This is a genomic window from Vibrio crassostreae, from assembly GCF_041439375.1.
GTDB lineage: Bacteria > Pseudomonadota > Gammaproteobacteria > Enterobacterales > Vibrionaceae > Vibrio > Vibrio crassostreae_D.
This window is the reverse complement of the sequence record NZ_JBGONY010000007.1, coordinates 105,726-130,075: the sequence shown is the minus strand read 5'-3', so window position 1 is coordinate 130,075 and position 24,350 is coordinate 105,726. Positions and strand designations below refer to the sequence as shown.

Below are 24,350 nucleotides of genomic sequence, written 5' to 3'. Positions count from 1 at the left end.
GGACATGATGTCCGATTAACTAGTGCACCATCTTGGACTTATATTATGTCACTTTGATGAACGCACTCTACTCTACCCATTCCATATTTATAGCTTGAAGCTACTCGCGATCATTAGCGCTTGTTTACGCTAAAGGGGTATACGCGAACGACATATGTACTGCCACCTTACACCAAGTACAACAAATTACTCTACAAATTTTGAAGCCGATCATGGTCAAACGTTTGCTTTGGTCAGTTCAATGCTGTTAAACCCTCTATGTGTAAGTATAAATTTACAGTGGATATTTTTAATTACATTAGGCATTGCATTTGGCATTAAACTCAATCAGAATACTTCAAAATCGAGATATTCTTTGGGTTTATGCGCTTAAGCTAGAAGAATCACAATCAAAACACACCCTAACGTAAAGAATTATATACAATGAATAAATCAAAGGTTTTTGGTAGTACTTTGATCATTGCAGGCACAACCATCGGTGCTGGCATGCTCGCCCTTCCACTTGCTTCTGCAGGCATTGGCTTTTCAACTTCACTTTTCTTGATGCTTGGTTTATGGGCATTAATGGCCTTTACGGCTCTATTAATGGTAGAGCTTCACCAATTTGCAGAATCTGACGCAACCCTACACACTTTAGCTCACACCATTTTAGGAACAAAAGGTAAATGGATTGCGAGCTTCGCTGTTATGTTCCTATTTTACGCGCTATGCGCTGCATACATCGCGGGCGGTGGTGCGCAGTTTAACCAACGTATTTCGGATATCGCGGGTATCGAACTCAATGGTCAAATCACCACACTACTATTTACCCTATTAGTTGCCGGCGTTGTTACGATTGGTACTCACAGTGTTGATAAAGTTAACCGTGTTTTATTCGGACTCAAACTGATTGCAATGGTACTAGTACTCAGCTTCCTAGCACCAAACATTACATCTCAGTACCTATTAAGCATGCCTTTACAGCAAGGTTTGATTGTTGCAGCGATTCCTGTTGTATTTACTTCTTTTGGCTTCCACGGCAGTATCCCATCTATTGTTCGATACCTAGACGGCGATGTTCGTTCTTTACGTAAGGTTATGATTGCAGGCTCTGCCCTACCATTAGTTATCTACGTTTTCTGGCAGAGTGTTACTTTGGGTGTGGTTAGCCAAGAACAATTGTTGTCCGATACAAGCTTGGGGGCACTTTTAGTATCACTATCGCAAACCGTTCATCAATCAAACTTAAGCGTCATCGTCGGTGTATTCGCGGATCTTGCACTGCTGACTTCTTTTATTGGCGTGAGCTTGGGCTTATTTGAATTCATGGGCGATTCGTTAAGCAAAAAACTAGGCAGTGCAAAGCGCGTTAAAACCGCTGTTATCACCTTCTTACCGCCTTTAGGCTTCGCCCTGTTTTACCCACAAGGTTTTATCATGGCGTTGGGTTATGCTGCGATTGCACTTTCAGTGCTGGCGATTCTTCTACCTACCGTAATGGTATACAAAGTTCGCTACACAGATTTCTCGGTAAAATCTCATGGTACTGAAGCGACTTACCAGGTGTTGGGTGGAAGCAAAGCGTTATTTTTAGCGGGTAGCATTGGCGTATTTATCATTGCCATTCAAATCCTTATATCAGTAGGCCTATTACCGTCTTTGGGCTAATAAACCCATACAGGATATAAATACTTGATTGAGATCTCATAAATGACATGTTGCTATCATTAATTTTCACAATTAGTCGATTGATATCACATTTTTATTGAGGTCGGTTATTTAGAGTCCACGGTAAAGGATTTACCGTGGAGTTTTTATGAAAGAAGTACAATTTCGAACGATAGACAAACTGTTTATTAAAATGTCTATCAACGATAAGTTTTGGGTCATTTTCTTAATCTTTTTCGCCGCTGTGGCGAGCCTAGCTGGACTCAACTACGTCAATAAAATGGAACAAATTGACGCAAGTGCAAAACAGCAAGTTGAGTATCAACTCAAAGGTATTTTATCAGCGTCAGATTCCCCTGCCTCTGTTCGTACTGTTAGCCAACAAACTCGTCCTCAAGAGACCATCATTTCGAACAATGGCACGGTTACCGCAACGGCTATTGGACAAGATGGTAATTATTACTCTCTTACCGTCTCAAACAACGATACACAAAACCAAAAGCAGCAAGCACTGTACACTTTATTACTCAGTCTTTTATGGTGTGTGCCTTTTGGTCTTTTCTGTTACTGGGTAGCGACCTTCTTAGGTGGTGCGCTGTGGGTACTTTATTCAACCACTCAAAAGATTGGTGATGGTGACTTAACTTCACGCCTTGGCTTCCATCCTGGCCGTGACGAATTCGGCACAATTGGTTGTGCTCTTGACCGTTCAATGGACACGCTCAGTGAGTTAGTTAACAACGTAAACCACAGTGCAGCAACCCTAAGTGAAACGTCGGCTTCTTTCGAAACAGAGATGAAGCGCAGCGAAACACAAATCATGAGCCAAAACGCATCTCTAGATTCGGTTGCTACTGCAATGGACCAGATGACCGCATCTGCTAATGAAGTGTCTAACATCTCTGCACGTTCAACAGAGCAAACAGAGCAAGACGCACAGCAGATCAACGACAGCCACGCGAAGGTTCAACAAGCAATCTCAGAAATCACCACCCTTTCTTCTTTGATTGAACAAACCTCATCTTCTGTGACCAGCTTGAATGTGAACACGAGCCAAATTAACGAAGTCATCACGACGATCAACGCAATTTCAGAACAAACCAACTTACTGGCTTTGAACGCTGCGATTGAAGCCGCTCGTGCGGGCGAACAAGGTCGTGGTTTCGCTGTTGTTGCTGATGAAGTAAGAACACTCGCAAGTCGCACTCAGTCAGCTACCGTTGAGATCCAAGCGATGATTGAGCGCTTACAACAAGAGAGTCAAAATATTGCAAAGATCACAGAGCAAACGGTCGATCAGGCGCAAACCAGTAGCCAGCTGATTTCTAACATTGGTCACGACGTAAACTCGATTGCAGATTCTGCACAAGCGCTGATGGACATGAGTATCCAGATTGCAACATCAGCCGATGAACAAAGCAACGTTGCCAATACGATTGCAGCAGAACTTAACGATATTCGCAGCCAATCCGATGTGATTAAAGACGTCGCTCAGAATTCGTCAAATGGTGTATCTAGACTAACGGAAGCGTCGGTTTCTCTGTCTCAGACGTTGGCGCGATACCGCACTTAAGGATCAGCAGGCTAACTAGCGGCGTGAATTGAAAATAAACTAGTGAGGACTCGTAATAGGTCCTTTTTTTGACTTTTGTTTAATAACATTACAAGAACCATGGTCAATAACGATGACATTATCAATTACCATGAAGCAAGTCGCAAAGGAGAGATTAAGAAGTGTCAGAACTGTCTAATATTCGAGCTTAGGAGTAATCTAATTGAACGGGTCTTTTTTCGCTTACCCTCTTGCTGCAGGTGACACATAATGAATAAAACAGAAACACAAAACACCGACGACATTACATGCCCTTTATGCCAACATGACGAGTATCTGCTTTCAGAAAGTGGAGAAAAGTTTACTTGTGCATCTTGCGGTTTCCATACCAAACAATTCAGTAAGGTAGTCAGTCTTCAACTAGGCTCTACCCCACCAAAGCTGCAGAATTCGATATACCACCATTTGAGCAGTGCTTGCCATTAATCCAAACTGAAATTTCTTCTAAACTGTAGATATCCTGAGCCGCGAGTTCTAATGAGTCGGCTTCGGGATCTACGATTGCTTCATCAATACTCGGGCGTAATCGAAACGATTGGATACCCGCACGAACACCAGCCTCAATCCCTTTTAACGTATCATCCACGTAGATGCACTCATTTGGTAGAAAGCCCATATTCATGGCCGTGTACATGATTAGATCAGGTTCTGGCTTCCAACTGTTAGCATCAAAAGCTGAGAACACTTTACCTTTAAAATCATCGAGCATGCCTGTCATCGCCAATGAAGATTCAACTCTAGATTTCGGTGCATTGGAAGCGATACAAAACTCAATGTCTTGTTGTTTGAGGAATTCAATAAGTTCGATAGCGCCGTCCATCGGCTTTAAATGACGCTGAAACAATGCTTCTAATTCGATCCGGTATAACGGTTCTAGTGTATCAATTGAGATAGATAAGCCTAAACGCGCTTGCGTATCCATTAAGATGTCGGCCAGCTTCCCACCTTGGAAGTGCGCATAACAGTCGTTGACGTTCAACTTCGCCCCAAAGCCAGTGAAAACGTTTACCAAAGCTTGGCAGCACAGCTTTTCACTGTCGATAAGTGTTCCATCACAATCGAAAATTACACATTTAGTCTGTTCTAACCGCATAGGTATCTCACTAAGATTGAATCCAAGTTTTATCCTATAGTGTTCTTTCAATGCGCGAGATGATTGAGGTAACAGTTTGCGGATACAGGCTTATTTCTCTTCGCGAAATATGGAGTTGATCACTTTATCGCCCAGCATAAGCAACAGTTTTCATCAAATTAACCGAGATCCTACGAAATCAAATACTGCGAGGTTTACATAAGCGACTCAATTTCAGGGGAAAATATAAATCACCACTTCCTAGCCGGATCGTGATGACTAGATAAAAAAACCAAGACGTATAAACGATTAAGATAGACCGAGACTTAGCTAACAACCGACTCTTCAAAAACCTTAGCTTCAAGCGAACGTGAAATCGCATATTCCACAGTTCCAGTATCAGGATACGAATCTCGAATAGCGACAAACTCGGGTAAGTGTTTCAGTAGCAATTTCGTTAGCTGAGGATCAAACTGGTAGCCACACTCTCGCTCGAAAAAATCGACTACCATATCTAACGGCCACGGTTCTTTGTAGCATCGAGCACTAAGCAGCGCATCAAAAACGTCGGCTACGGCAGTGATGCGAGCAAACAGGTGAATTTCATCTCCCACTTTGCCATTCGGGTATCCTGTTCCATCCCAGCGCTCGTGATGTTCGTTAGCAATGATTGCCGCGAGGTTGGTAATATCACCCGCTCCGCTCTTCAGTAAGTTATAGCCAGCCGTAGTATGAAGCTTCATCACCTCCCACTCTTGGTCGGTTAATTTACCAGGTTTATCCAAGATCGATTCAGGGACGGAATTTTACCCACATCGTGCATCGGGCTGATGATCTCAATCATCTCGACCTCGCGATGGCTCAAGCCACGATACTTAGCGAGCAATGAGGATAACTTGGCTACACGCTTAACGTGATTACCGGTTTCGCCAGAGCGGGTTTCAATCGCCTCGCCGAGAACATGAATCATATCCTTTTGGATATTCAAGGTCTGTTTCTGAAGCTTTAAGATTCGTTTGTTCTTATTGGCCAACTCTTTCTTTTGGCGCAGAGTGACAAATTGCATCAAGATGATCAGGCTCAAACCCGCAATCACCATCGACAGCCCCATTAACAACTGGAAGTTTTTGCGAATAAAGGAAGAAGGTTCGTTAATGAATACCGCTTCATCAGGTAATGCGTTGGCACTAATCCCGTATCGTTTCATTGCAGGGTAGTTGAATACAAAACGTTTGTTATCTCCGGGAGTTAACGGTTCTGCAAAACCGAGAGGAAGGTATTTGTCTAGCGCATCAACTGCCTCCTCACCCATGCTTTGTGAGTGATTCACATAACCACCGAGAACATCGCCCGAAATATAAAACTGCCACAACGCGAACACTGGTGCAGCACTCGCTTTTGACAAGGTATCCGCAATCTCTTGGTAAGTGTGGTAAACCCCTTGTTTCAACTCAGTGTTGTAATGACTGAGCAATACCGCATCGTCTGCAGAGATTCCTTCCAAAAACTGGCTTGTATGCTCCAGCGACAAATCGCGAATTTCTATGAGGTTGATATTTGGAAATTCAGCCATCATTTTGTTCATTTCTTTGTGAATTAACTCAGACGTGACACTGTAATCATTTACAAAATAGAGGTTCTTTAGATTAGGCCTTAATTTGGAGATCAGCTTAATATTAACGTCTATCTGGTCGTTCTCGTAAAGCACAGTTGCTCTGTCAGATACTGCATACATATCGGTACTGGTGTCATTGATTCCCACCGCCACTACAGGAGTAGAACGGTCAATTAAAGCACCTAACGATTCAAGGAAATTTGCTGCGTTATCGTCAGTCGCAATCACGCCGTCAAATTCATAACCTGCATATTTGATTTGCAAATAGTTCGAGAGAGAACCGTAGTAGTCAGAGCTATGGATACGCTTTGAATCCAAATACTCGATCGAGAGTTTAACTTCGGTTCTAGATTGGCTGAACGCGCTGTCGATCCCTTTTTGGAAATCAGCGGTCCATTGGTAAGAAGGTTCGTATGAGTGTAAAACTAGGATACGTTTGATATCCCAGTCGTTAGCAAAACTGAGTGAAGAATAAGCGCTAATACACAATACAGCGATTGAGATCAATAGCTTGTACATACAATACCCTTTAAATAAGACGGGGTATTGTACTTAGATTAACGCTTTCTCAAAGAATCTTTAGTTCTCGATCCACACTTTATCGCAAGAAGCATGATCTTGTGCCCAAAAATCGTGTAACTGCTTAGCAAAGTCGTTGATACTTTGACCATTTCCAGCAACAACGTCCGATATCAATAGAGAATCCTCTAACTCTGTAATGATCGCACTCGCAACAACTTCGCCATTGTGAGTGCCGATGTATAAAACATGTTCATCAGACAGCATAATTTGGCTCAAGAACTCAAGCATGTGTGCCCTTTCGGCTTCATCTTGGTACACGCTTGCTTGGTTAAGTGAGAATAGTACGGTCAATTTATGGAAATCAACTTTATGCAGTTCATCAATTTGGGAAGGAGTTTGATCGTGAGCGAGGAGTTGGTATTTCTTGGATGGGAGTTTGCTTTGATAAAGTTCACGGCCGAGGAGGCTCTCTTTTGCGGGGTAAGCAATGTCGAGCTGACTAAAAAGCCACTGATTTTTCTTATGTACAATTTCAGGTATTTCGTTATTCATTCTTTTAGTACCTACGGTTAGTATCCCCAAATATCGCAGTTATTTGGAAGACATAGGGTCGGCTGAGGTGCCGAGCTACAAGCAGAGAGCATACAGAGCATGACCAAGGCCAACAAGTACTTTAAATGCTTCATATTTTTCATTATCCAACAACATCCTTTAAGAACTTAACGAAAAGCTCTACACTCGTATTCAAGCTTTCAATATCCTTATAGTAAACAGAACTATATAAATAAAAAGGACTTCTTATGAAAAAAGCCTTAATAGCAGCAGGTATCGTCACAATGTTAGCTGGCTGTTCGGACAACGAGGTTGGCGACGTCTCACTGGGTTTCTTCACAATGAAGGATATCAAGATGTCTTCATTAGATGACGATAAGATCGCAGGTGTTACCTGTCATATCGCATCAATCGAAGCAAACCTTAGCCTTTCAGATCCAAGTGATAGCTCTATCTCTTGTCGTCAAACAGGTGAAATCACACCAGAAATGATTGCTCAAATAGACAAGAGTAAGTCTGGCGAAGTGGTATTCAAGCAATCGAAAAGTATCTTCTTTAAAACAATGAAGGTTCGTCGTATCTACGATGCAGAGAATCAGTCGCTGCTTTACTTGTCTTACACCACCAAAGAAACGGAAGGCAGTTTCAAGCATAGCCTTTCAACCGTTCCGCTTTGGGGTACAGAGGCTTACGTAGATCCAGCAACACTTGTTCCAGCGGAATAGCTTCAAGCCAAAGTAAGACGATTCACCTGTACAGACATTGTGCAGGTGATTCAAAATGTAATAAAAATGAAAGAAACAGAAACAAAATGTGATATCATGCGGCAAAATTTTTTCACTGTATTTTTCATATGAAGTTTCCTGGACAGCGTAAATCTAAGCACTACTTTCCAACTCACGCACGTGATCCGTTGGTCAACCAAATTCAACAAACACCTAAGCTTCACCGCGCAACGATTGTCGGTGTTGGCCAAACGATTGTTGATATCGAGGCCCGTGTTGACAACGAGTTCCTAGAAAAATACGAGCTGAGTAAAGGTCACTCACTGGTATTGGAAGAAAGTAAAGCAGATGCGCTGTATGAAGAGTTAGTTGCGCGCGGTTTGATCACGCATCAATACCCTGGCGATACTATCGGCAACACACTGCACAACTATTCTGTACTTGCAGACAGCAAATCTGTACTGCTTGGCGTTATGTCTAAGAAGATTGAAGTTGGCTCATTCGGCTACCGTTATCTGTGCCGTACTTCTTCTCGTATGAATCTAAACCACCTTCAAACTGTTGATGGTCCAATTGGTCGCTGCTACACGCTGATTTCTGAAGATGGCGAACGTACGTTTGCAATCAATGAAGGCCACATGAACCAACTACTTCCAGAAAGCATTCCTGAAAAAGTGTTCGAGAAAGCTTCTGCATTGGTTGTGTCGTCATACTTAATGCGTGGCAAACCTGAAGATCCGATGCCAAAAGCGGTACAAAAAGCGATTGAATATGCGAAAGCACACAATGTGCCTGTTGTACTTACGCTTGGTACTAAATATGTGATCGAAGGTAACGCTGAATGGTGGCAAGAATACCTGAAAGACAACGTAACCATCGTCGCGATGAACGAAGACGAAGGTGAAGCATTAACGGGTGAAAAAGATCCGCTATTGGCTGCGAACAAAGCTCTTGAGTGGGTTGACCTAGTTCTCTGCACTGCAGGCCCTGTCGGCTTATACATGGCAGGCTACACTGACGAACCAGCGAAACGCGAAACAACGCTTCCGTTACTGCCGGGTAACATTCCTGAATTTAACAAATACGAATTCAGCCGTGCGATGCGTAAGCAAGACTGTAAAGGCCCAGTAAAAGTGTACTCTCACATTGGCCCTTACTTGGGCGGCCCACTTGAGATTAAGAACACCAACGGTGCTGGTGATGGTGCACTTTCAGCACTGCTACATGACATGGCAGCAAACAGCTACCATCACGTTAACGTGCCGAACTCTGAGAAGCACGAACACGCTTGTCTAACTTACTCTTCACTGTCTCAAATTTGTAAATACGCAAACCGTGTAAGCTATGAGGTTTTGACTCAGCACTCTCCTCGCCTTTCTCGTGCGCTGCCTGAACGCGAAGATAGCTTAGAAGAAACATACTGGGATCGTTAATCAACCATGCCAGGTTGTTAACTCATTGAGGTTAATGACCAGCTAGATTATCCATTCCTGAAGGGCTGCTATATGCAGCCCTTTTTGTATTCAGCACTAATATAACTGCAGCTGAAGGCAGTCAGATCGAATATTTTGCTCGTTTAAGATTTGATCTCGCGCAATGACTCTTTAGATCTGTTATCTTCCAGCACATAATTCGTGTGGTTTGCCTTTACTTGGCAAATTTATACAGTACCATCGCCACGCAAACGTTTACGTACCACCTTTCGGTTCTGATATAAGGATCAAATATGCTATCTGATATTGATATTTGTCGCTCTACTCCCCTTAAAAACATCAGTGAAGTTGCCAAACAAGCTGGCCTGCAACACAACGAACATCAGCCATTAGGGCAATACAAATCTAAAGTGTCTCTGACATCACTTGAACGCCTCGCCAACCAACAAGATGGTAAATTGGTCGTGGTGACCGCTATCACACCAACGCCTCTTGGCGAAGGCAAAACCGTCACTACTATTGGATTAGCACAAGGCCTGGCTAAGATTAACCAATCTGCGATGGCCTGCATTCGCCAGCCTTCAATGGGCCCAGTATTTGGTGTAAAAGGCGGCGCAGCGGGCGGTGGTTACTCTCAAGTCGCCCCTATGGAGCAATTAAACCTTCACCTCACTGGCGACATTCATGCCGTGACGGCCGCTCATAACCTCGCTTCTGCAGCCATTGATGCACGCTTATATCATGAACACCGTGAAGGGTTAGAAGCCTTTGAAGCACGTTCTGGCTTAAAAGCGCTCAACATTGATCCTAGTAGAATCGTTTGGCGACGTGTACTGGACCATAATGACCGTGCATTACGCATGATCACAGTAGGCAAGAACGAAGCAGACAAAACAATTAATGGCCTTGAACGGGAAGATGGTTTTGATATCTCAGCCGCTTCAGAGCTGATGGCTATTCTCGCTCTTGCCGATGATCTACAAGACCTACGCAAGCGCATCGGCCGTGTGGTACTCGCATACAACAATCAAGGTTCGCCATTAACCGCAGAAGACTTTAACGTCGCGGGCGCTATGACAGTAACGATGAAGGACTCTATTGAACCAACATTGATGCAAGCCCTTGAAGGCGTTCCTACCCTAATACACGCGGGGCCTTTCGCGAACATCGCACATGGTAACTCTTCAATTATTGCCGATAAGATAGCGTTAAAACTGAGTGACTTTGTGGTAACTGAAGGTGGTTTCGGTTCAGACATGGGCTTTGAGAAAGCGTGTAACATAAAAGTGAAAGCATCGAACAAGAAGCCCGATTGCGCCGTAGTTGTCGCAACATTACGCGGATTAAAAGCCAACTCTGGTTTGTACGATTTGAGACCGGGTACTCCATTACCTGATTCAATCTTTAATGATGACCAAGACGCGCTTGTTGCTGGGTTTGAGAACCTTAAATGGCACATCAACAACGTTAAGCAATACCAAGTGCCCACAGTTGTTGCGATTAACCGATTCCCACAAGACTCAACTCAAGAGCTCGATGCTTTGAAACAGATGATCACCGACTTCGACCCAAGCGTTAGCGTTGAAGTAAGTGAAGCTTTTGGTCAAGGTGGCGAAGGTGCAATTCAGTTGGCTCACGCCGTGGTAAAAGCATGCCAAACAGAGAGTAAATTTAAGCCTTTGTACTACTCTGAGCAAAGCTTAGAAGAGAAACTGATGGCAGTCGCTGAAGTCGGATACGGCGCAGCCAGTATTTCACTATCACCACTGGCAAGAAAACAACTGACTGAGTTCAACCAACACGGCTATGGCGACCTATCGGTTTGTTTGGCAAAAACGCCATTATCGATTTCAACAGAAGCTCAGATAAAGGGTGCACCCACTCAGTTTGACGTACCCGTTAGAGAGTTAAAACTGTGTGCTGGTGCCGGCTTCATCTACGCTTTGTGCGGCAACGTAATGACCATGCCAGGTTTACCTGATAAACCGGCTTTCATGTCATTAGATATTGATAGCAATGGAAATATTATCGGCCTAAGTTAGGTGTCCTTAGCTAGATAAACGGCAATTAGTCGCGATTAATGGGCTCAAGTTTCAGAGCGGCGTTCTATATTGAGCAATCATTTCCTAACGAAGTGATTGCTCAACAATCAAGCTTAAATGCAAAAAGTTGCAGTAAAATCGTAGTTATATGCAAATCTTGTTTTAAGTTCTGGGTTAAGATCACATTAAAAACCCCATAAAATATATAGTATTGCGCTGATTCTTTGAGGACAGTGATGAATACGAGTATAAAAAAACTAGTCAGCCAATTTCTATGCACCATATTTGCCCTAGGATTAGTCCCTGCCCTCTACATCAATTCTGAACTTGACAGAATTGATGCTCAGCATACTCTAAATATTAAGCAGTCTAGCCAAAACCAAATCGAATACAGTTTTCACGAACTGGCCGTTATTGTTGAGCAAATATCTAATTCTGTTCCTTCTATCGCAGACTCTCAAACGTTACTTCGAGCAATTGAAGAACCATCAATTGTTCATAAACAAGCTCTGCAAGATCTGTGGGTGATGTTAGCTCGCGGACAACAATACTATTCTCAACTTCGCTACCTCGACCTAGAAGGTAACGAGGTTTACCGTATCAACTACAACAACAATAAAGCGACAATAGTTCCTGAGAATAAACTGCAGAACAAATCAGCTCGTAGCTACTTTAAAGATCTCCACCGACTGAAGATTGGAGAAGTAAGCTCCAACGGTATCGATTTAGAGATTGAGAATGGTGAAGTCGTCCACCCTTTGATGCCAGCCCTAAGGATAATGACACCCGTCGCCTCAGAAGATCGTATTATTGGCTACTTTATTGCTAACCTTAATATGCTCGAGGTCTACGACCGCCTTCTTTATCAAATCGGTACATCATCAGCCGTCCCTGTCATTCTTAACAGAACCGGACATGTCATCATGGGCCCTGATATCGAAGAATCGTTTGGGCATCTTATTGAATCTCGTTCAGATAAAACCTATGCGAAGCTTTACCCAGAGCTTTGGAAAGCCATTCAAGAAAATACCTCTTCTAGCTACTTTGATGGTAAAAACTGGTATTTTCACTCAGATATCAGCCCTAAAATAAAGCAATTTAAAGGACCAATTTATTTGGTTCTTCATGTTGAAAACCAACAATTTAGCAGCCAATACCGACAAGAAAAACAAGCCATATTCGTGCAGATCATTACCTTATCTTTCTTAATTTCGATGATTTCGGCTGGTTTTGTGCTTTGGAACAGTAACCACAAAAAGAACAGCATCGATAGCCAACTGGCTAAAGCCGCGATGAATGGCATGTCAGCCTTGGTAATTACTGACCGAAATAACCGAATCATCAAAGTAAACCAAGAGTTTACTCGCGTGAGTGGTTACGATTTGGAAGATGTAAAAGGACGTCAGCCTTCGATGTTTGCCTCTGGTCGCTACAATCAAGAGTTCTACATCAAGATGTGGAGCATTATCACTAAGACGGGAGTTTGGGAAGGTGAAGTGGTCAATCGCCGTAAAGACGGGTCTTTGATCACTGAAATACTACGAATCCAAACCATCAAAGATTCGAAAGATGTGATTCAGTTTTACGTCGCTTCTTTTGTCGATATTAGTAAACACAAAGAACTCGAAAAAAAGCTCAGAAATCTAAGTGAAAAAGACGCATTAGCTGGTTGCTGGAATCGAAGAAAATTTGACCTTGAACTTCGAGATGAGTGTTCTCGTGTTAATCGTTACCCTACTCGCGAACAATCTTGTTTAGCCATCTTGGATATTGACTATTTCAAACGCATAAACGACAGGTTTGGGCATGATTATGGTGATCGAGTCATTCAAACAGTTGCTCAAGTACTTCAACGTGAATGCCGTGAAACTGATTTCGTCGCTCGCATTGGTGGTGAAGAGTTTGGCGTGATTCTACCTCACACAACAACAGAAGAAGCTGAATACGTTCTAAATAGGCTGAGAGTCGCTGTCAGCCTTGAACTCGACAACGTGGTCACCGTGAGCGGTGGGATTACTAACGTAACAAATGATCCAGCACTTAATTACAAGTGCGCCGATTTAGCGTTATACGAAGCTAAAGCGGCAGGTAGAAACAACGTATGCTTATTCCTAGACAAAGAGATGAGCGAAATAGCCTAGCAAAAGACAATGGCATCCCCTTGCTAGGCAACCGATCAGCTTGGAGCTGGATAAAATTCTAACTTGTTCCCCTCAACTACAAGAACACAATCCATCTTCGCGGCATGAGCGGCTTGCTTACCAAGATTAGTATCTTCAAACACAACACACTGCCTTGGTTGTAATCCCATACCAAAACACGCATCTAAGAAAGTATCTGGATTTGGTTTGTGGTTCTTAACGTCTGTTGCTGTCACTAGGATATCGAGCTTATTCAGGATATCTGTTTTATCCAATAGCTGCTCCGCACTTTTACGTTGGCTACCCGTCCCGACTGCTATCTTCTTACTTCCTAGATTCTCTAACAGTAGAGAATGAGTACACGGGATGATATCGCCTTTATCTTCAATAGCGGCAAATGATGCCATCTTAAACGCTGAAACAGCTTGTGGATCGAGCGATAAGCCGTATTTACTGTTCACCTCACCGGCTATCTTATAACTCGGCATTCCACCTAAACTGTGTAGCCAAGACGCTTCGAAATGAAAACCGAATTCTTCAGCTGTTTGTTGCCACGCCTTTACATGTGCTGGCATTGTATCGATCAACGTACCATCCATATCAAAGATTAATCCATCATATGCCGTTAAATCTATTTTCATCACTACTACCACTCTTTGAGAAAGTTACTGATACCATAACCAATATTCAGTATCATGACCCCATATTACCATTCAAAATGGATGTTTATGTTACAAATATCTAACTCTGTTTCGATTCAAGACTGGGAACTCCAGTTAACTGCGATCAGAGCACAAGGAGCCGGCGGTCAGAACGTCAATAAAGTATCAAGTGCGATACATTTGCGTTTTGACATCAAGCACTCCACCCTGCCAGATTTCTATAAAGAGAAACTGCTTGCACACAAAGATAGCCGCATCACTAAAGATGGCGTGATTATCATTAAGGCCCAGCAGTATAGAACTCAAGAACAAAACCGTGATGATGCTTTGGTGCGTTTGAAAGAACTTATCTTGGAAGCAACAAAAGTTCAAAAAGTGAGACGAGCAACTAAGCCGACGCGTGGCTCTCAGAAAAGACGTTTAGAAGGGAAGAAACAAAGAAGCACCACCAAGCAACTGCGCGGAAGAGTAGAATAATTGTTTCATGTCATCAGTGAACACATCACCCATGAAACAACCGTTCTAACTCTATTTATTTAGAGAAAAGACGATACCTATTAGAACAAAACTCTACTGCTTCTTTTTGACCGACAGAATCAATTTGATCAACAGCATTCTCTCTTCGCTGGTCAGTAAACGACTGACCGCTGCTACGTCTTCCGCCGTCGCTTGTGATGCACCAACAATATCAAGCACGACATCCAAATCCGTCACTTTTAAAGTTCTGGTGATAGAACGATACTGCGACATTTTGATATCAGCTTCACCACGCTCGATTCGTTGATAGGTTTTTAAACTCATTCCCGCGCTTGAGGCTAATTTTTCCTGGGACAAATTAGCGAGTTTCCTGCGATCAATCAGCGCCATGATTATGGGTTCTTGTGACATAAGCTTATCCTCAATAGACAGTTATGACCTAATTTCAGCAAGAAGCAGACCATATTGACTCGCAACGGTTTACATACGCCATTAAAGGCATATTATTCGATTATTAAAAAACGTTACGTTTCATAAACTTTGACACTTAGATCGGTCGTGAGCGTACAGGCTAGTAAACTTGAATATTCAAGTGTTGGGAAATAAGAAAAATTGCAAATTGCGAATAATGAAAACGTCAAATTGGAAATTGCGAATCGCTATACATTGGCATTTCCTTGCATAAAGCACGCATTAGAATCAGAAAATACCCGCAATCAAATTATCGCGGTACAGCATAGGCTACTCACTTACAAAGAAGTGTTGTTGCACGGGAACATGTTGGAAGACAAGGAATTAAGACAGGCTTTTTCTGCGTTGAACCAAAATGAAAAATATGTCGCGCAAGGCGGTATTAAAGACATCAACGATGCAATAAAAGAGATGGATGAAATTCTAGAAAGGTACAGTAGAAGAGTGTCCTCTGGTTTGTGCGTCTAGTCTATTAATATCAACGAGTAGCACCAAACTCTCAACGGCTTAAACGAATAGAACAAAACAAAAACGGCTAGTCATAGTTGAATGACTGGCCGTTTGTTTAACTAACATGAAGAATCTAACGAGATATCGCTCGTCTAAACCCACCTAGTAACATCAACGCACCTAACAAACCAAATGATACACTGCCCCCGCTGCCACCAGAGCCAGATGAAGTTCGTGCATTCACATAAGCCGTTCGCTTAGCATCTGTTGCAGAAATTCGAACCGTTTCAGAACTACTAATTACACCATTAGCTACATCTGTAATCCAATCTCTGTAGTCATAGATTTCAGTGAATACCGATGTCACACTAGAGCTACCACCACAAACTGTTGGACCAAAACTGGTAATCCCAACTTGTTGGTAGGCAGAACCATCCCACCAATATACCGGCCCACCAGAATCACCCTGACAAGTACCACCATACAAATTTGAGGCTCCCTGAGCACCACTAAAACATATTTGTTTTTGCGTTAACGATACACCATCGGTAAACACACCTGCACAAACATTGTTTTCAACATATGTGAGGTCAACTTTTTGAAGACGGTTAGTCGTATCTTGACCTGTTGCCGTATCTCCATGACCAACAGCGACAAATTGACTACTAGAGCTTCTATAAAGTTCAGAGGAAGGAGGAATTATGTTCGCACCGATATTGAGTGATGTTTCAAGCTTTAAAATAGCAACGTCATTTGGTAATAACTTACTTAAACTATTCGAATAATCACTGCGATAATAAACCTCTGCCACTCGAACTTTCTGAATATTACCATTCGGAAATTCAGACGTATTCTCTAGTTGGGGAACAACCGTAGTAAAAAGCTGAGCATTCTCGTCACCATAGATACAGTGCGCTGCCGTTAAAATATGGGTTGGGTTAAGAATAGTCGCTCCACAGTAAGGGTCTGTTGAGTAAACACCATCATAACCACTACGATCAATGAACAAGCTTGCTATCGAAGGAAACTCAATGACCGAAGCATTGCTACCATTCACGATATAAGGAGTGACACCAACATCAGGAGTACTTTCGACCGTGTTTTCCGTCGCCAATACACTAGATGTATAAATGAACGGTGTCAATAGCACTAAAACGGCTTTACGAACCGGACTCACTGTATAGTTCACATTCATAGTCAACTCCTTGTAACCACTACGACTTATTTATAAAAATGATATGTGGCACCATAACACGGCATAACCCTGAGTATAGTAAGTATTTGTAACGATATGGCCACACCTCTCATTTTATAAACAACTTATCTTAGCCAATCATCCTAAGTTTTATACTCTGCGAAAAACAAAAAAGCCTACCGTTAACCCCCTCAAATACAGAGAAGCAAACAATAGGCTTTAATTTAACTTAGTGGTTTCTCTTAAAAGAGATTAGCCACGGTAGTAACGTTGAGGTACGAAAGGCATTTTTTCTACTGTCATTGGTAGCTTCTTGCCACGAACGTCAGCGAATACTTCAGTGCCAATTGCTGCTAGGTCTGTACGCACGTACGCCATAGAAACTGGCTTGCCTGCGTTAGGGCCCGCAGTACCGCTCGTTACAACACCAATCTTGTTGTCTTCAGCATCGAACAATTCAGCACCTTCACGTACTGGTGCTTTAGTTTGACCAACTAGACCAACACGCTTACGTTGAACATCTTTCGTTGCGATTTGCTCAAGGATGATATCAGCGCCTGGGAAACCGCCTGCACGCTCACCGTCAGTACGACGAACTTTTTGAATACCCCATAGAAGGCTAGCTTCTACTGGTGTTGTCGTTGTGTCTAGATCGTGACCGTATAAACATAGACCACACTCTAGACGAAGTGAGTCACGAGCACCAAGGCCAATCCACTCAACTTCAGTTTCTGAAGTCAGCTTACGCGCTAGAACTTCAGCATGATCGTTCGGTACAGAGATCTCGTAGCCATCTTCACCCGTGTAACCACTGCGGCTTACGATGCACTCTACGCCGTCGATATCGACTTTTTGAACGTCCATGAACAGCATGTCTGCAACACTTGGTTGGAAACGAGCTAAAACTTCAGACGCTTTAGGGCCTTGAAGCGCTAACAGAGCGCGATCATCAATCACTTCCATCTCTACATCAGCTGGGAGGTGAGCAGTTAGATGGTCGATATCTTGTGTCTTACATGCTGCATTCACAACAACAAACAGGTGATCGCCTAGGTTAGCAACCATCAGGTCATCCATAATGCCGCCCTGCTCGTTAGTAAAGAACGCATAGCGCTGCTTACCAGAAGGAAGGTCAATAATATCTACAGGAACCAAAGATTCTAAGACAGCAGCGGCGTTCGCTCCATGAAGACGAAGTTGCCCCATGTGAGAAACATCAAAAAGACCGGCAGCATCACGAGTGTGTAGGTGCTCTTTTTTAACACCTAGTGGATACTGAACTGGCATATCGTAGCCAGCGAAAGGAACCATTTTTGCACCCTCTTCAACGTGAAGTGCATGCAGTGGTGTTGTTAATAGGTCTTGATTAGCGTGTTCTTGAGTCATTTTCTTCTCCATGAAGCGTTGCAGGCTTTCCAAACCGAGTCTGCCGCTTATATCTCTATTTAGAGTCGCTTCTAACGATACGGATTAACATTAGAAACAGTAGATAGTAAAAAGTGTTGTCTTTTATATAGGCTTATATTGTTGCTTTATAAATATGAATAGCTGTACAAATTCCATACAACTCACTTTCTAAGAATTCACTTCAGTAAACTTCAATCAACATGAGTAAACCGTGTTCACTATAATAAACAAGCCTGAGTGAGTTTTACACCCTTAACAAGATTAAAACAGCTCAAAATGTGACATTTAACAATTTAAAAACAAGTTATAGATACATACAAAAACGCGATATTGATGATTTTCACATCAATATCGCATCTATTGGCTAACGTTCGAAACAAAAGCAAACGTTTGCATTCACTATAAGAAATACTAAGTTTGTTAACTTATTTTGCAGTCACCCACAAAATGAGTGCATCTTCTGTACTGGTGGAAATCAGCATATGGCCCATATTGGCATCATAATACATGCTATCGCCTTCGCTCATTGGCACAGGTTCGTAGAATTCTGAGTAGAACATCACGTCGCCAGATATGATCATTAAGAACTCTTCCCCGTCGTGGCGAACCCAATCATTATACTCTTCAAAAGTACGTGCTCGCACGCGGCTCTTAAACGGCATCATCTTCTTATTAGAAAGCTCTGTGGCAAGCAACTCATGTTCGTAAGTCGGTGTTGGGTGTGGCTTCCCTTGCCCCGCTTTGGTTAAGTCACGACGTCCCGTTGCAACTTTTTTCCTCGGTGGTTCAAAGAGTTGAGGCATGTCAATTTGCAAGCCCATCGCGAGTTTTTGCATAGCCTGAAAGGTTGGCGAGATTTGTTCGTTCTCAATTTTGCTGAGCGTAGAACGCGCTAAACCTGTTCTTTGACTTGCTTCTTCTAGCGTAATCCCAAGCTTGCCGCGGATATCTTTAATGCGCTGGCCAAGCCTAAGTGGTTCAATATTCTGGTCTAACGTTTCCTTCGCCAACGTTAAAGATGGGTACTCATCATAAATGTCTTCTGACATAGGTCCCTCATTAATTTCTTGCTTCCTGTCTATTAATTTCATTGTTGCATGAAGCGCTTTGTTGATTAAAGAGCACACAGAGAAATAAAGCGTGCTCCCCGTAGCAAAACAAGAAAAGTTGTTTCCTATTGGAAATTTTTGTTGAAAATTGATTTTATCGGAGCTATGTTATCGACTTGTTAGATGAAGAGATGCTACTTCAGCTTGCAGCAAATGATAGATTTAACATTTGTAAGAGCTGTTTTTACCCGAACTTTTTGGGAAACAATTCGTGCTGCATTGACCCTACAACGATCGCTTAGACGCTGTAAGAGTATATTTATAACGCAATTCACGTTTATTTATACCTATATAGCGCAAACGATTCCGATGCAGAAATCAACGTAAGACCTAATGGACTATAAAAACAATCACCATTAGCTTAATGAAAGGTCTCGACAATGAACGCTTACCAAAACCATAGCTTAGACAGTTTTTTCACTACGAACCTATCTGGTACTGACGATGCAGTATTTGCTGGCATCCAAGCAGAGAATACTCGTCAAAATGAACAAATCGAACTTATTGCTTCTGAGAACATCGTTTCTAAAGCAGTAATGCAAGCTCAAGGCACTTGCCTAACCAACAAATACGCAGAAGGCTACCCAGGCCGTCGCTACTACGGTGGTTGTGAGCACGTAGATACCGTTGAAGCTATCGCGATTGAGCGTGCTAAACAGCTGTTCAAATGTGAATACGTAAACGTACAACCTCACTCAGGCGCTCAAGCAAACGGCGCAGTTAAACTTGCCCTGCTTCAACCTGGCGACACTATCCTAGGCATGTCTCTAGACGCTGGTGGCCACCTTACACACGGTGCACGTCCTGCAATGTCTGGTAAGTGGTTCAACGCAGTTCAATACGGCGTAGACCGCGACACTCTAGAAATCGATTACGAAGCGGTTCGCGCTTTAGCTATCGAAAGCCAACCTAAAATGATTATTGCTGGTGGTAGTGCTATCCCACGCGTTATTGATTTCGCTAAGTTCCGTGAAATCGCTGACGAAGTTGGCGCTATCCTTATGGTCGATATGGCACACATCGCGGGTCTTATCGCGACAGGTGCTCACCCTAGCCCACTACCACACGCACACGTTGTTACAACAACAACGCACAAAACACTTCGTGGCCCACGCGGCGGTATGATTCTTACGAACCACGAAGACATCAACAAAAAGATCAACTCTGCAGTGTTCCCTGGCCTACAAGGCGGCCCACTAATGCACGTTATCGCGGCTAAAGCAGTGGCGTTTGGCGAAGCACTTGGCCCAGAATTTAATACTTATATTGATTCAGTGATCGACAACGCAAAAGTTCTTGCTGAAGTGTTGCAAACTCGCGGTTGTGACATTGTGACTGGCGGAACAGACACGCACCTAATGCTGGTTGACCTTCGCCCTAAAGGCTTGAAAGGTAACGTAACTGAAGAAGCATTAGAGCGTGCAGGGATCACATGTAACAAAAATGGCATACCATTCGATACAGAGAAGCCTATGATTACTTCTGGTATCCGCTTGGGTACGCCAGCTGGAACCAGTCGTGGTTTTGGCACTGAAGAATTCAAACTTATCGGTGAATGGATCGGCGATGTACTTGATGGCTTAGTTGAAAGCCCTGAAGGCAACGCTGAAGTTGAGCAACGTGTTCGCAAGCAAGTTAAAGAGCTTTGCAAACGCTTCCCTCTTTACCGTTAAACCGTTTTTAAGATTTAAATTAAAACCTCATAAATTTTTGGAGAATAAGCAATGGACAATACACTAAAGTTTGCAGACAGCCACGAGTGGGTAAAAGACAACGGTGACGGTACTGTAACTATCGGTATTTCTGAGCACGCTCAAGAGATGCTAGGTGACGTTGTGTTTGTTGACCTGCCTGACACTGGAGACGAAATCGAAGCTGGCGAAAGCTTCTCTCTAGTTGAATCAGTGAAAGCAGCTTCTGATATCTACGCACCAATCTCTGGCGAAATCGTAGAAATCAACGAAGAATTAGAAGATAGCCCTGAGTTAATTAACGAAGAATCTTATGAAGGTGGTTGGATTGTTAAAGTGAAGATGTCTGATGCGTCTGAACTAGACAACCTTAAAGATGCGGAAGAATACCTAAGCTCTATCGAAGAAGACTAATAGGTAACCTCATTACGATAAAGCTGCTCTTTTGAGCAGCTTAATTTTAGGGGCTAGCTCACGGCTCCAAAGAGAAAGTAGAACATATCATGACTGAATTACTTCAAAGCCAATTACTAAAAGACCTGGGTACTCAAAACGAGTTTGTTGCTCGTCATAACGGCCCTAATAAAGCAGACCAGCAGAAAATGCTTCAAGCGATCAACGCGACTAGCTTAGACGCACTGATCGACGAAACGGTTCCTGCACAAATCCGCCTTGAAAAACCAATGACACTTGCTGCGCCACTGAGCGAAATGGACATGCTGACCTCTCTTAAAGAGATCGCTAACCTAAACCAAGTGAAACGTACTTTCATTGGCCAAGGCTACTACAACACATTCACTCCAAACGTTATACTACGTAACGTTTTAGAGAACCCAGGCTGGTACACAGCTTACACACCATACCAACCAGAGATTTCTCAAGGTCGTCTTGAAGCTCTACTCAATTACCAACAAATGGTAATGGACCTAACCGGTATGGAAATCGCGAACGCATCCCTTCTTGATGAAGCGACAGCGGCTGGCGAAGCAATGACACTGTGTAAGCGTGCTGGCAAAAGCAAGAGCAAAGTATTCTTCGTTGCTGACGATGTTCACCCTCAAACACTAGAAGTTGTTAAAACTCGTGCTGAGTACATCGGTTTTGAAGTAATGGTTGGTGCTCTTGAAACACTTCCAGAGCAAGACGTATTTGGTGCGCTTCTTCAATACCCGAGTACAACGGGTGAAGTGCGTGACCTAACAGACATCATTGCGAAAGCTCAAGCTAACAAAACACTGGTTACAGTGGCTACTGACCTACTTGCTTCTGCTCTACTTAAGCCTGCTGGCGAAATGGGCGCAGACGTAGTCATCGGTTCAGCGCAACGTTTCGGCGTTCCTATGGGTTACGGCGGTCCACACGCTGCATTCATGGGTACTCGTGAAAAGCATAAGCGTACAATGCCAGGTCGTGTAATTGGTGTATCTATCGATACGCACGGTAACCAAGCACTACGTATGGCAATGCAAACTCGTGAGCAACACATCCGCCGCGAGAAAGCGACATCGAACATCTGTACAGCTCAAGCACTTCTAGCAAACATGGCGTCTTTCTACGCGGTTTACCACGGTGCAGAAGGCCTACGTACTATTGCTCGTCGTACACACCACATGACAGCTATCCTAGCGGCTGGCTTGACTAAAGCGGGTTACGAGCTAACGAACAACAGCTTCTTTGATACCATCACAATCAACTCTGAAGAGAAGACAGATGCACTGTACGCAAAAGCGCAAGCAGCAGACATCAACCTTCGTCGACTTGTTGGCAAAATCGGTATCAGCTTAGATGAAACAACAACGATCGACGACGTGAACGCACTGTTCGCAATCTTCGACGTTAAAGAAGACGTTCAAGCACTATCTTCTGACATTGCATCAAACGAGTTTGCAGCAATTCCAGAAAACTGCCGTCGTGAATCAGAGTTCCTAACTCACCCAGTATTCAACACGCACCACAGCGAAACGCAAATGATGCGTTACCTAAAACAGCTTGAGAACAAAGACTTCTCACTAACGCACGGCATGATCCCACTGGGCAGCTGTACGATGAAGCTGAACGCAGCTGCTGAGATGATTCCAGTAACATGGCCTGAGTTTGGTTCAATTCACCCGTTCGCACCTCTTGATCAAGCAGCAGGCTACACAGCACTAGCGAAAGATCTTAAAGAGAAGCTATGTGAAATCACTGGTTATGACGATTTCTCACTACAGCCTAACTCTGGTGCATCTGGTGAATACGCAGGTCTAATCGCAATTCAACGTTACCACGCAAGCCGCGGTGAAGCTCACCGTAACGTTTGTCTGATTCCAAGCTCTGCGCACGGTACTAACCCTGCAACAGCATCAATGGTTTCAATGAAGGTAGTGGTTGTTAAGTGTGATGAAGATGGCAACATCGACATGACAGACCTAGCAGCGAAAATCGAGAAGCACAAAGAAAACCTATCAAGCATCATGATCACTTACCCTTCTACGCACGGCGTATACGAAGAGCAAGTGAAAGAAGTGTGTGAACAAGTACACGCAGCGGGCGGTCAGGTTTACCTAGACGGCGCGAACATGAACGCTCAAGTAGGCCTAACTTCACCTGGCTTCATCGGTTCAGACGTATCTCACTTGAACCTACACAAAACATTCTGTATCCCACACGGTGGTGGCGGTCCGGGTATGGGTCCTATCGGTGTTAAATCGCACCTAGCACCTTTCCTACCAGGTCACATCGAAAACGGTGTACAAGGTTCTGACTACGCGGTATCAGCAGCAGATCTAGGTAGTGCTTCAATCCTACCTATCTCTTGGGCTTACATCGCAATGATGGGCGAACCAGGCCTAACAGACGCAACGAAAGTAGCGATTCTGAACGCAAACTACGTGATGGAAAAACTACGTCCTCACTACCCTGTTCTTTACCGTGGCACTAACGGCCGCGTAGCGCACGAATGTATTATCGATATTCGTCCGCTTAAAGAAGACACAGGCATCAGCGAAGAAGATATTGCTAAGCGTCTAATGGACTTCGGTTTCCACGCGCCTACGATGTCTTTCCCAGTAGCTGGCACACTAATGGTAGAGCCAACTGAATCAGAAGACTTAGAAGAGCTAGACCGTTTCTGTGAAGCGATGATCGCAATCCGTCACGAAATGGCAGCAGTAAAAGCGGGTGAATGGCCACTAGACAACAACCCTCTAGTGAACGCACCGCACACACAAGTTGACCTTTCAGGCGCAGAATGGGATCGCCCTTACTCTCGTGAACTGGCTTGCTTCCCATCGAAAGCAACCAAGAACTCGAAGTACTGGCCTACTGTTAACCGTGTAGACAACGTATACGGCGACCGTAACCTAATCTGTTCTTGCCCAAGCATCGACAACTACGAAGACTAATTTTTGTAGATTTTAGATAAACAAAAGCGAACCACTTGGTTCGCTTTTTTGTTTTTTGAGAATCAATCATTTCATGCTGAGAGGTAAAGATCGCGCCAGCTAACCAACAATCCACATATTGACTTTCTATTATCGTTGTTGAAT

At 43.5% G+C, this 24,350-nt stretch carries 18 protein-coding genes and 1 pseudogene; 11 read left to right on the top strand and 8 right to left on the bottom strand.

The features are described from left to right. Positions 1-423: 423 nt before the first annotated feature. Together ACED45_RS05410 and ACED45_RS05405 are read left to right on the top strand one after the other, a co-directional pair. On the top strand, positions 424-1,647 hold the full coding sequence (locus ACED45_RS05410) for an aromatic amino acid transport family protein (RefSeq protein ID WP_371713463.1): 1,224 nt from the start codon (positions 424-426) through the stop codon (positions 1,645-1,647). A gap of 148 nt (positions 1,648-1,795) precedes the next feature. After that, a complete protein-coding gene (locus ACED45_RS05405; protein WP_048662013.1) occupies positions 1,796-3,220 on the top strand; it encodes a methyl-accepting chemotaxis protein in 1,425 nt (474 codons plus the stop codon). Between the two features lie 406 nt (positions 3,221-3,626). Here the strand turns inward: ACED45_RS05405 and ACED45_RS05400 are convergent, their stop codons facing one another. From ACED45_RS05400 to ACED45_RS05390, 3 genes and pseudogenes are all read right to left on the bottom strand, one after another. Next, positions 3,627-4,352 carry an HAD-IA family hydrolase gene (locus ACED45_RS05400; RefSeq protein WP_048660219.1) on the bottom strand — a complete coding sequence of 242 codons (726 nt, stop codon included), beginning with the start codon at positions 4,350-4,352 and terminating at the stop codon, positions 3,627-3,629. Positions 4,353-4,657: 305 nt separating this feature from the next. After that, a pseudogene (locus ACED45_RS05395) lies at positions 4,658-6,465 on the bottom strand (HD domain-containing phosphohydrolase). Between the two features lie 60 nt (positions 6,466-6,525). Beyond that, the gene (locus ACED45_RS05390) at positions 6,526-7,020 is read right to left on the bottom strand and encodes a hypothetical protein (protein ID WP_371713462.1); all 495 of its coding nucleotides are present in this window, start codon (positions 7,018-7,020) and stop codon (positions 6,526-6,528) included. A 248-nt stretch (positions 7,021-7,268) separates the two neighbouring features. Between ACED45_RS05390 and ACED45_RS05385 the strand changes: the two genes are divergently transcribed. The 4 genes from ACED45_RS05385 to ACED45_RS05370 all read left to right on the top strand — a co-directional run bounded on the left by ACED45_RS05385 (position 7,269) and on the right by ACED45_RS05370 (position 13,361). Continuing rightward, positions 7,269-7,745 carry a CreA family protein gene (locus ACED45_RS05385; RefSeq protein ID WP_017059837.1) on the top strand — a complete coding sequence of 159 codons (477 nt, stop codon included), beginning with the start codon at positions 7,269-7,271 and terminating at the stop codon, positions 7,743-7,745. Between the two features lie 128 nt (positions 7,746-7,873). Further along, positions 7,874-9,178 carry an inosine/guanosine kinase gene (locus ACED45_RS05380; protein WP_371713461.1) on the top strand — a complete coding sequence of 435 codons (1,305 nt, stop codon included), beginning with the start codon at positions 7,874-7,876 and terminating at the stop codon, positions 9,176-9,178. A 293-nt stretch (positions 9,179-9,471) separates the two neighbouring features. Beyond that, entirely contained in the window at positions 9,472-11,220 is a 1,749-nt protein-coding gene (locus tag ACED45_RS05375) for a formate--tetrahydrofolate ligase (RefSeq protein ID WP_371713460.1), read from the top strand. A gap of 236 nt (positions 11,221-11,456) precedes the next feature. Beyond that, positions 11,457-13,361: a sensor domain-containing diguanylate cyclase gene (locus tag ACED45_RS05370; RefSeq protein WP_371713459.1), complete on the top strand. Its 1,905-nt coding sequence runs from the start codon at positions 11,457-11,459 to the stop codon at positions 13,359-13,361. Positions 13,362-13,396: 35 nt separating this feature from the next. On the opposite strand, the gene ACED45_RS05365 is transcribed toward ACED45_RS05370, so the two are convergent. Then, entirely contained in the window at positions 13,397-14,002 is a 606-nt protein-coding gene (locus ACED45_RS05365) for a beta-phosphoglucomutase family hydrolase (protein WP_371713458.1), read from the bottom strand. Positions 14,003-14,089: 87 nt separating this feature from the next. Between ACED45_RS05365 and arfB the strand changes: the two genes are divergently transcribed. After that, positions 14,090-14,500 carry an alternative ribosome rescue aminoacyl-tRNA hydrolase ArfB gene (gene arfB / locus ACED45_RS05360; RefSeq protein WP_004730912.1) on the top strand — a complete coding sequence of 137 codons (411 nt, stop codon included), beginning with the start codon at positions 14,090-14,092 and terminating at the stop codon, positions 14,498-14,500. A 93-nt stretch (positions 14,501-14,593) separates the two neighbouring features. Here the strand turns inward: arfB and ACED45_RS05355 are convergent, their stop codons facing one another. Next, positions 14,594-14,911: a helix-turn-helix transcriptional regulator gene (locus tag ACED45_RS05355; RefSeq protein ID WP_256798264.1), complete on the bottom strand. Its 318-nt coding sequence runs from the start codon at positions 14,909-14,911 to the stop codon at positions 14,594-14,596. 201 nt (positions 14,912-15,112) lie between these two features. Between ACED45_RS05355 and ACED45_RS05350 the strand changes: the two genes are divergently transcribed. After that, a complete protein-coding gene (locus ACED45_RS05350) occupies positions 15,113-15,439 on the top strand; it encodes a hypothetical protein (protein WP_371713457.1) in 327 nt (108 codons plus the stop codon). Positions 15,440-15,554: 115 nt separating this feature from the next. On the opposite strand, the gene ACED45_RS05345 is transcribed toward ACED45_RS05350, so the two are convergent. From ACED45_RS05345 to ACED45_RS05335, 3 genes are all read right to left on the bottom strand, one after another. Beyond that, a complete protein-coding gene (locus tag ACED45_RS05345; RefSeq protein ID WP_371713456.1) occupies positions 15,555-16,616 on the bottom strand; it encodes a S1 family peptidase in 1,062 nt (353 codons plus the stop codon). Between the two features lie 252 nt (positions 16,617-16,868). Then, on the bottom strand, positions 16,869-18,002 hold the full coding sequence (gcvT, locus tag ACED45_RS05340) for a glycine cleavage system aminomethyltransferase GcvT (protein ID WP_371713455.1): 1,134 nt from the start codon (positions 18,000-18,002) through the stop codon (positions 16,869-16,871). Between the two features lie 446 nt (positions 18,003-18,448). Continuing rightward, entirely contained in the window at positions 18,449-19,072 is a 624-nt protein-coding gene (locus ACED45_RS05335; protein WP_017064652.1) for a helix-turn-helix domain-containing protein, read from the bottom strand. A 440-nt stretch (positions 19,073-19,512) separates the two neighbouring features. Between ACED45_RS05335 and ACED45_RS05330 the strand changes: the two genes are divergently transcribed. The 3 genes from ACED45_RS05330 (at position 19,513) to gcvP (ending at position 24,206) form a co-directional block, all read left to right on the top strand. After that, positions 19,513-20,805: a serine hydroxymethyltransferase gene (locus ACED45_RS05330; protein ID WP_054546921.1), complete on the top strand. Its 1,293-nt coding sequence runs from the start codon at positions 19,513-19,515 to the stop codon at positions 20,803-20,805. 51 nt (positions 20,806-20,856) lie between these two features. Then, positions 20,857-21,237 carry a glycine cleavage system protein GcvH gene (gene gcvH / locus ACED45_RS05325; protein WP_017105929.1) on the top strand — a complete coding sequence of 127 codons (381 nt, stop codon included), beginning with the start codon at positions 20,857-20,859 and terminating at the stop codon, positions 21,235-21,237. An 89-nt stretch (positions 21,238-21,326) separates the two neighbouring features. After that, positions 21,327-24,206: an aminomethyl-transferring glycine dehydrogenase gene (gene gcvP, locus ACED45_RS05320; protein ID WP_102447365.1), complete on the top strand. Its 2,880-nt coding sequence runs from the start codon at positions 21,327-21,329 to the stop codon at positions 24,204-24,206. Positions 24,207-24,350 lie beyond the last annotated feature (144 nt).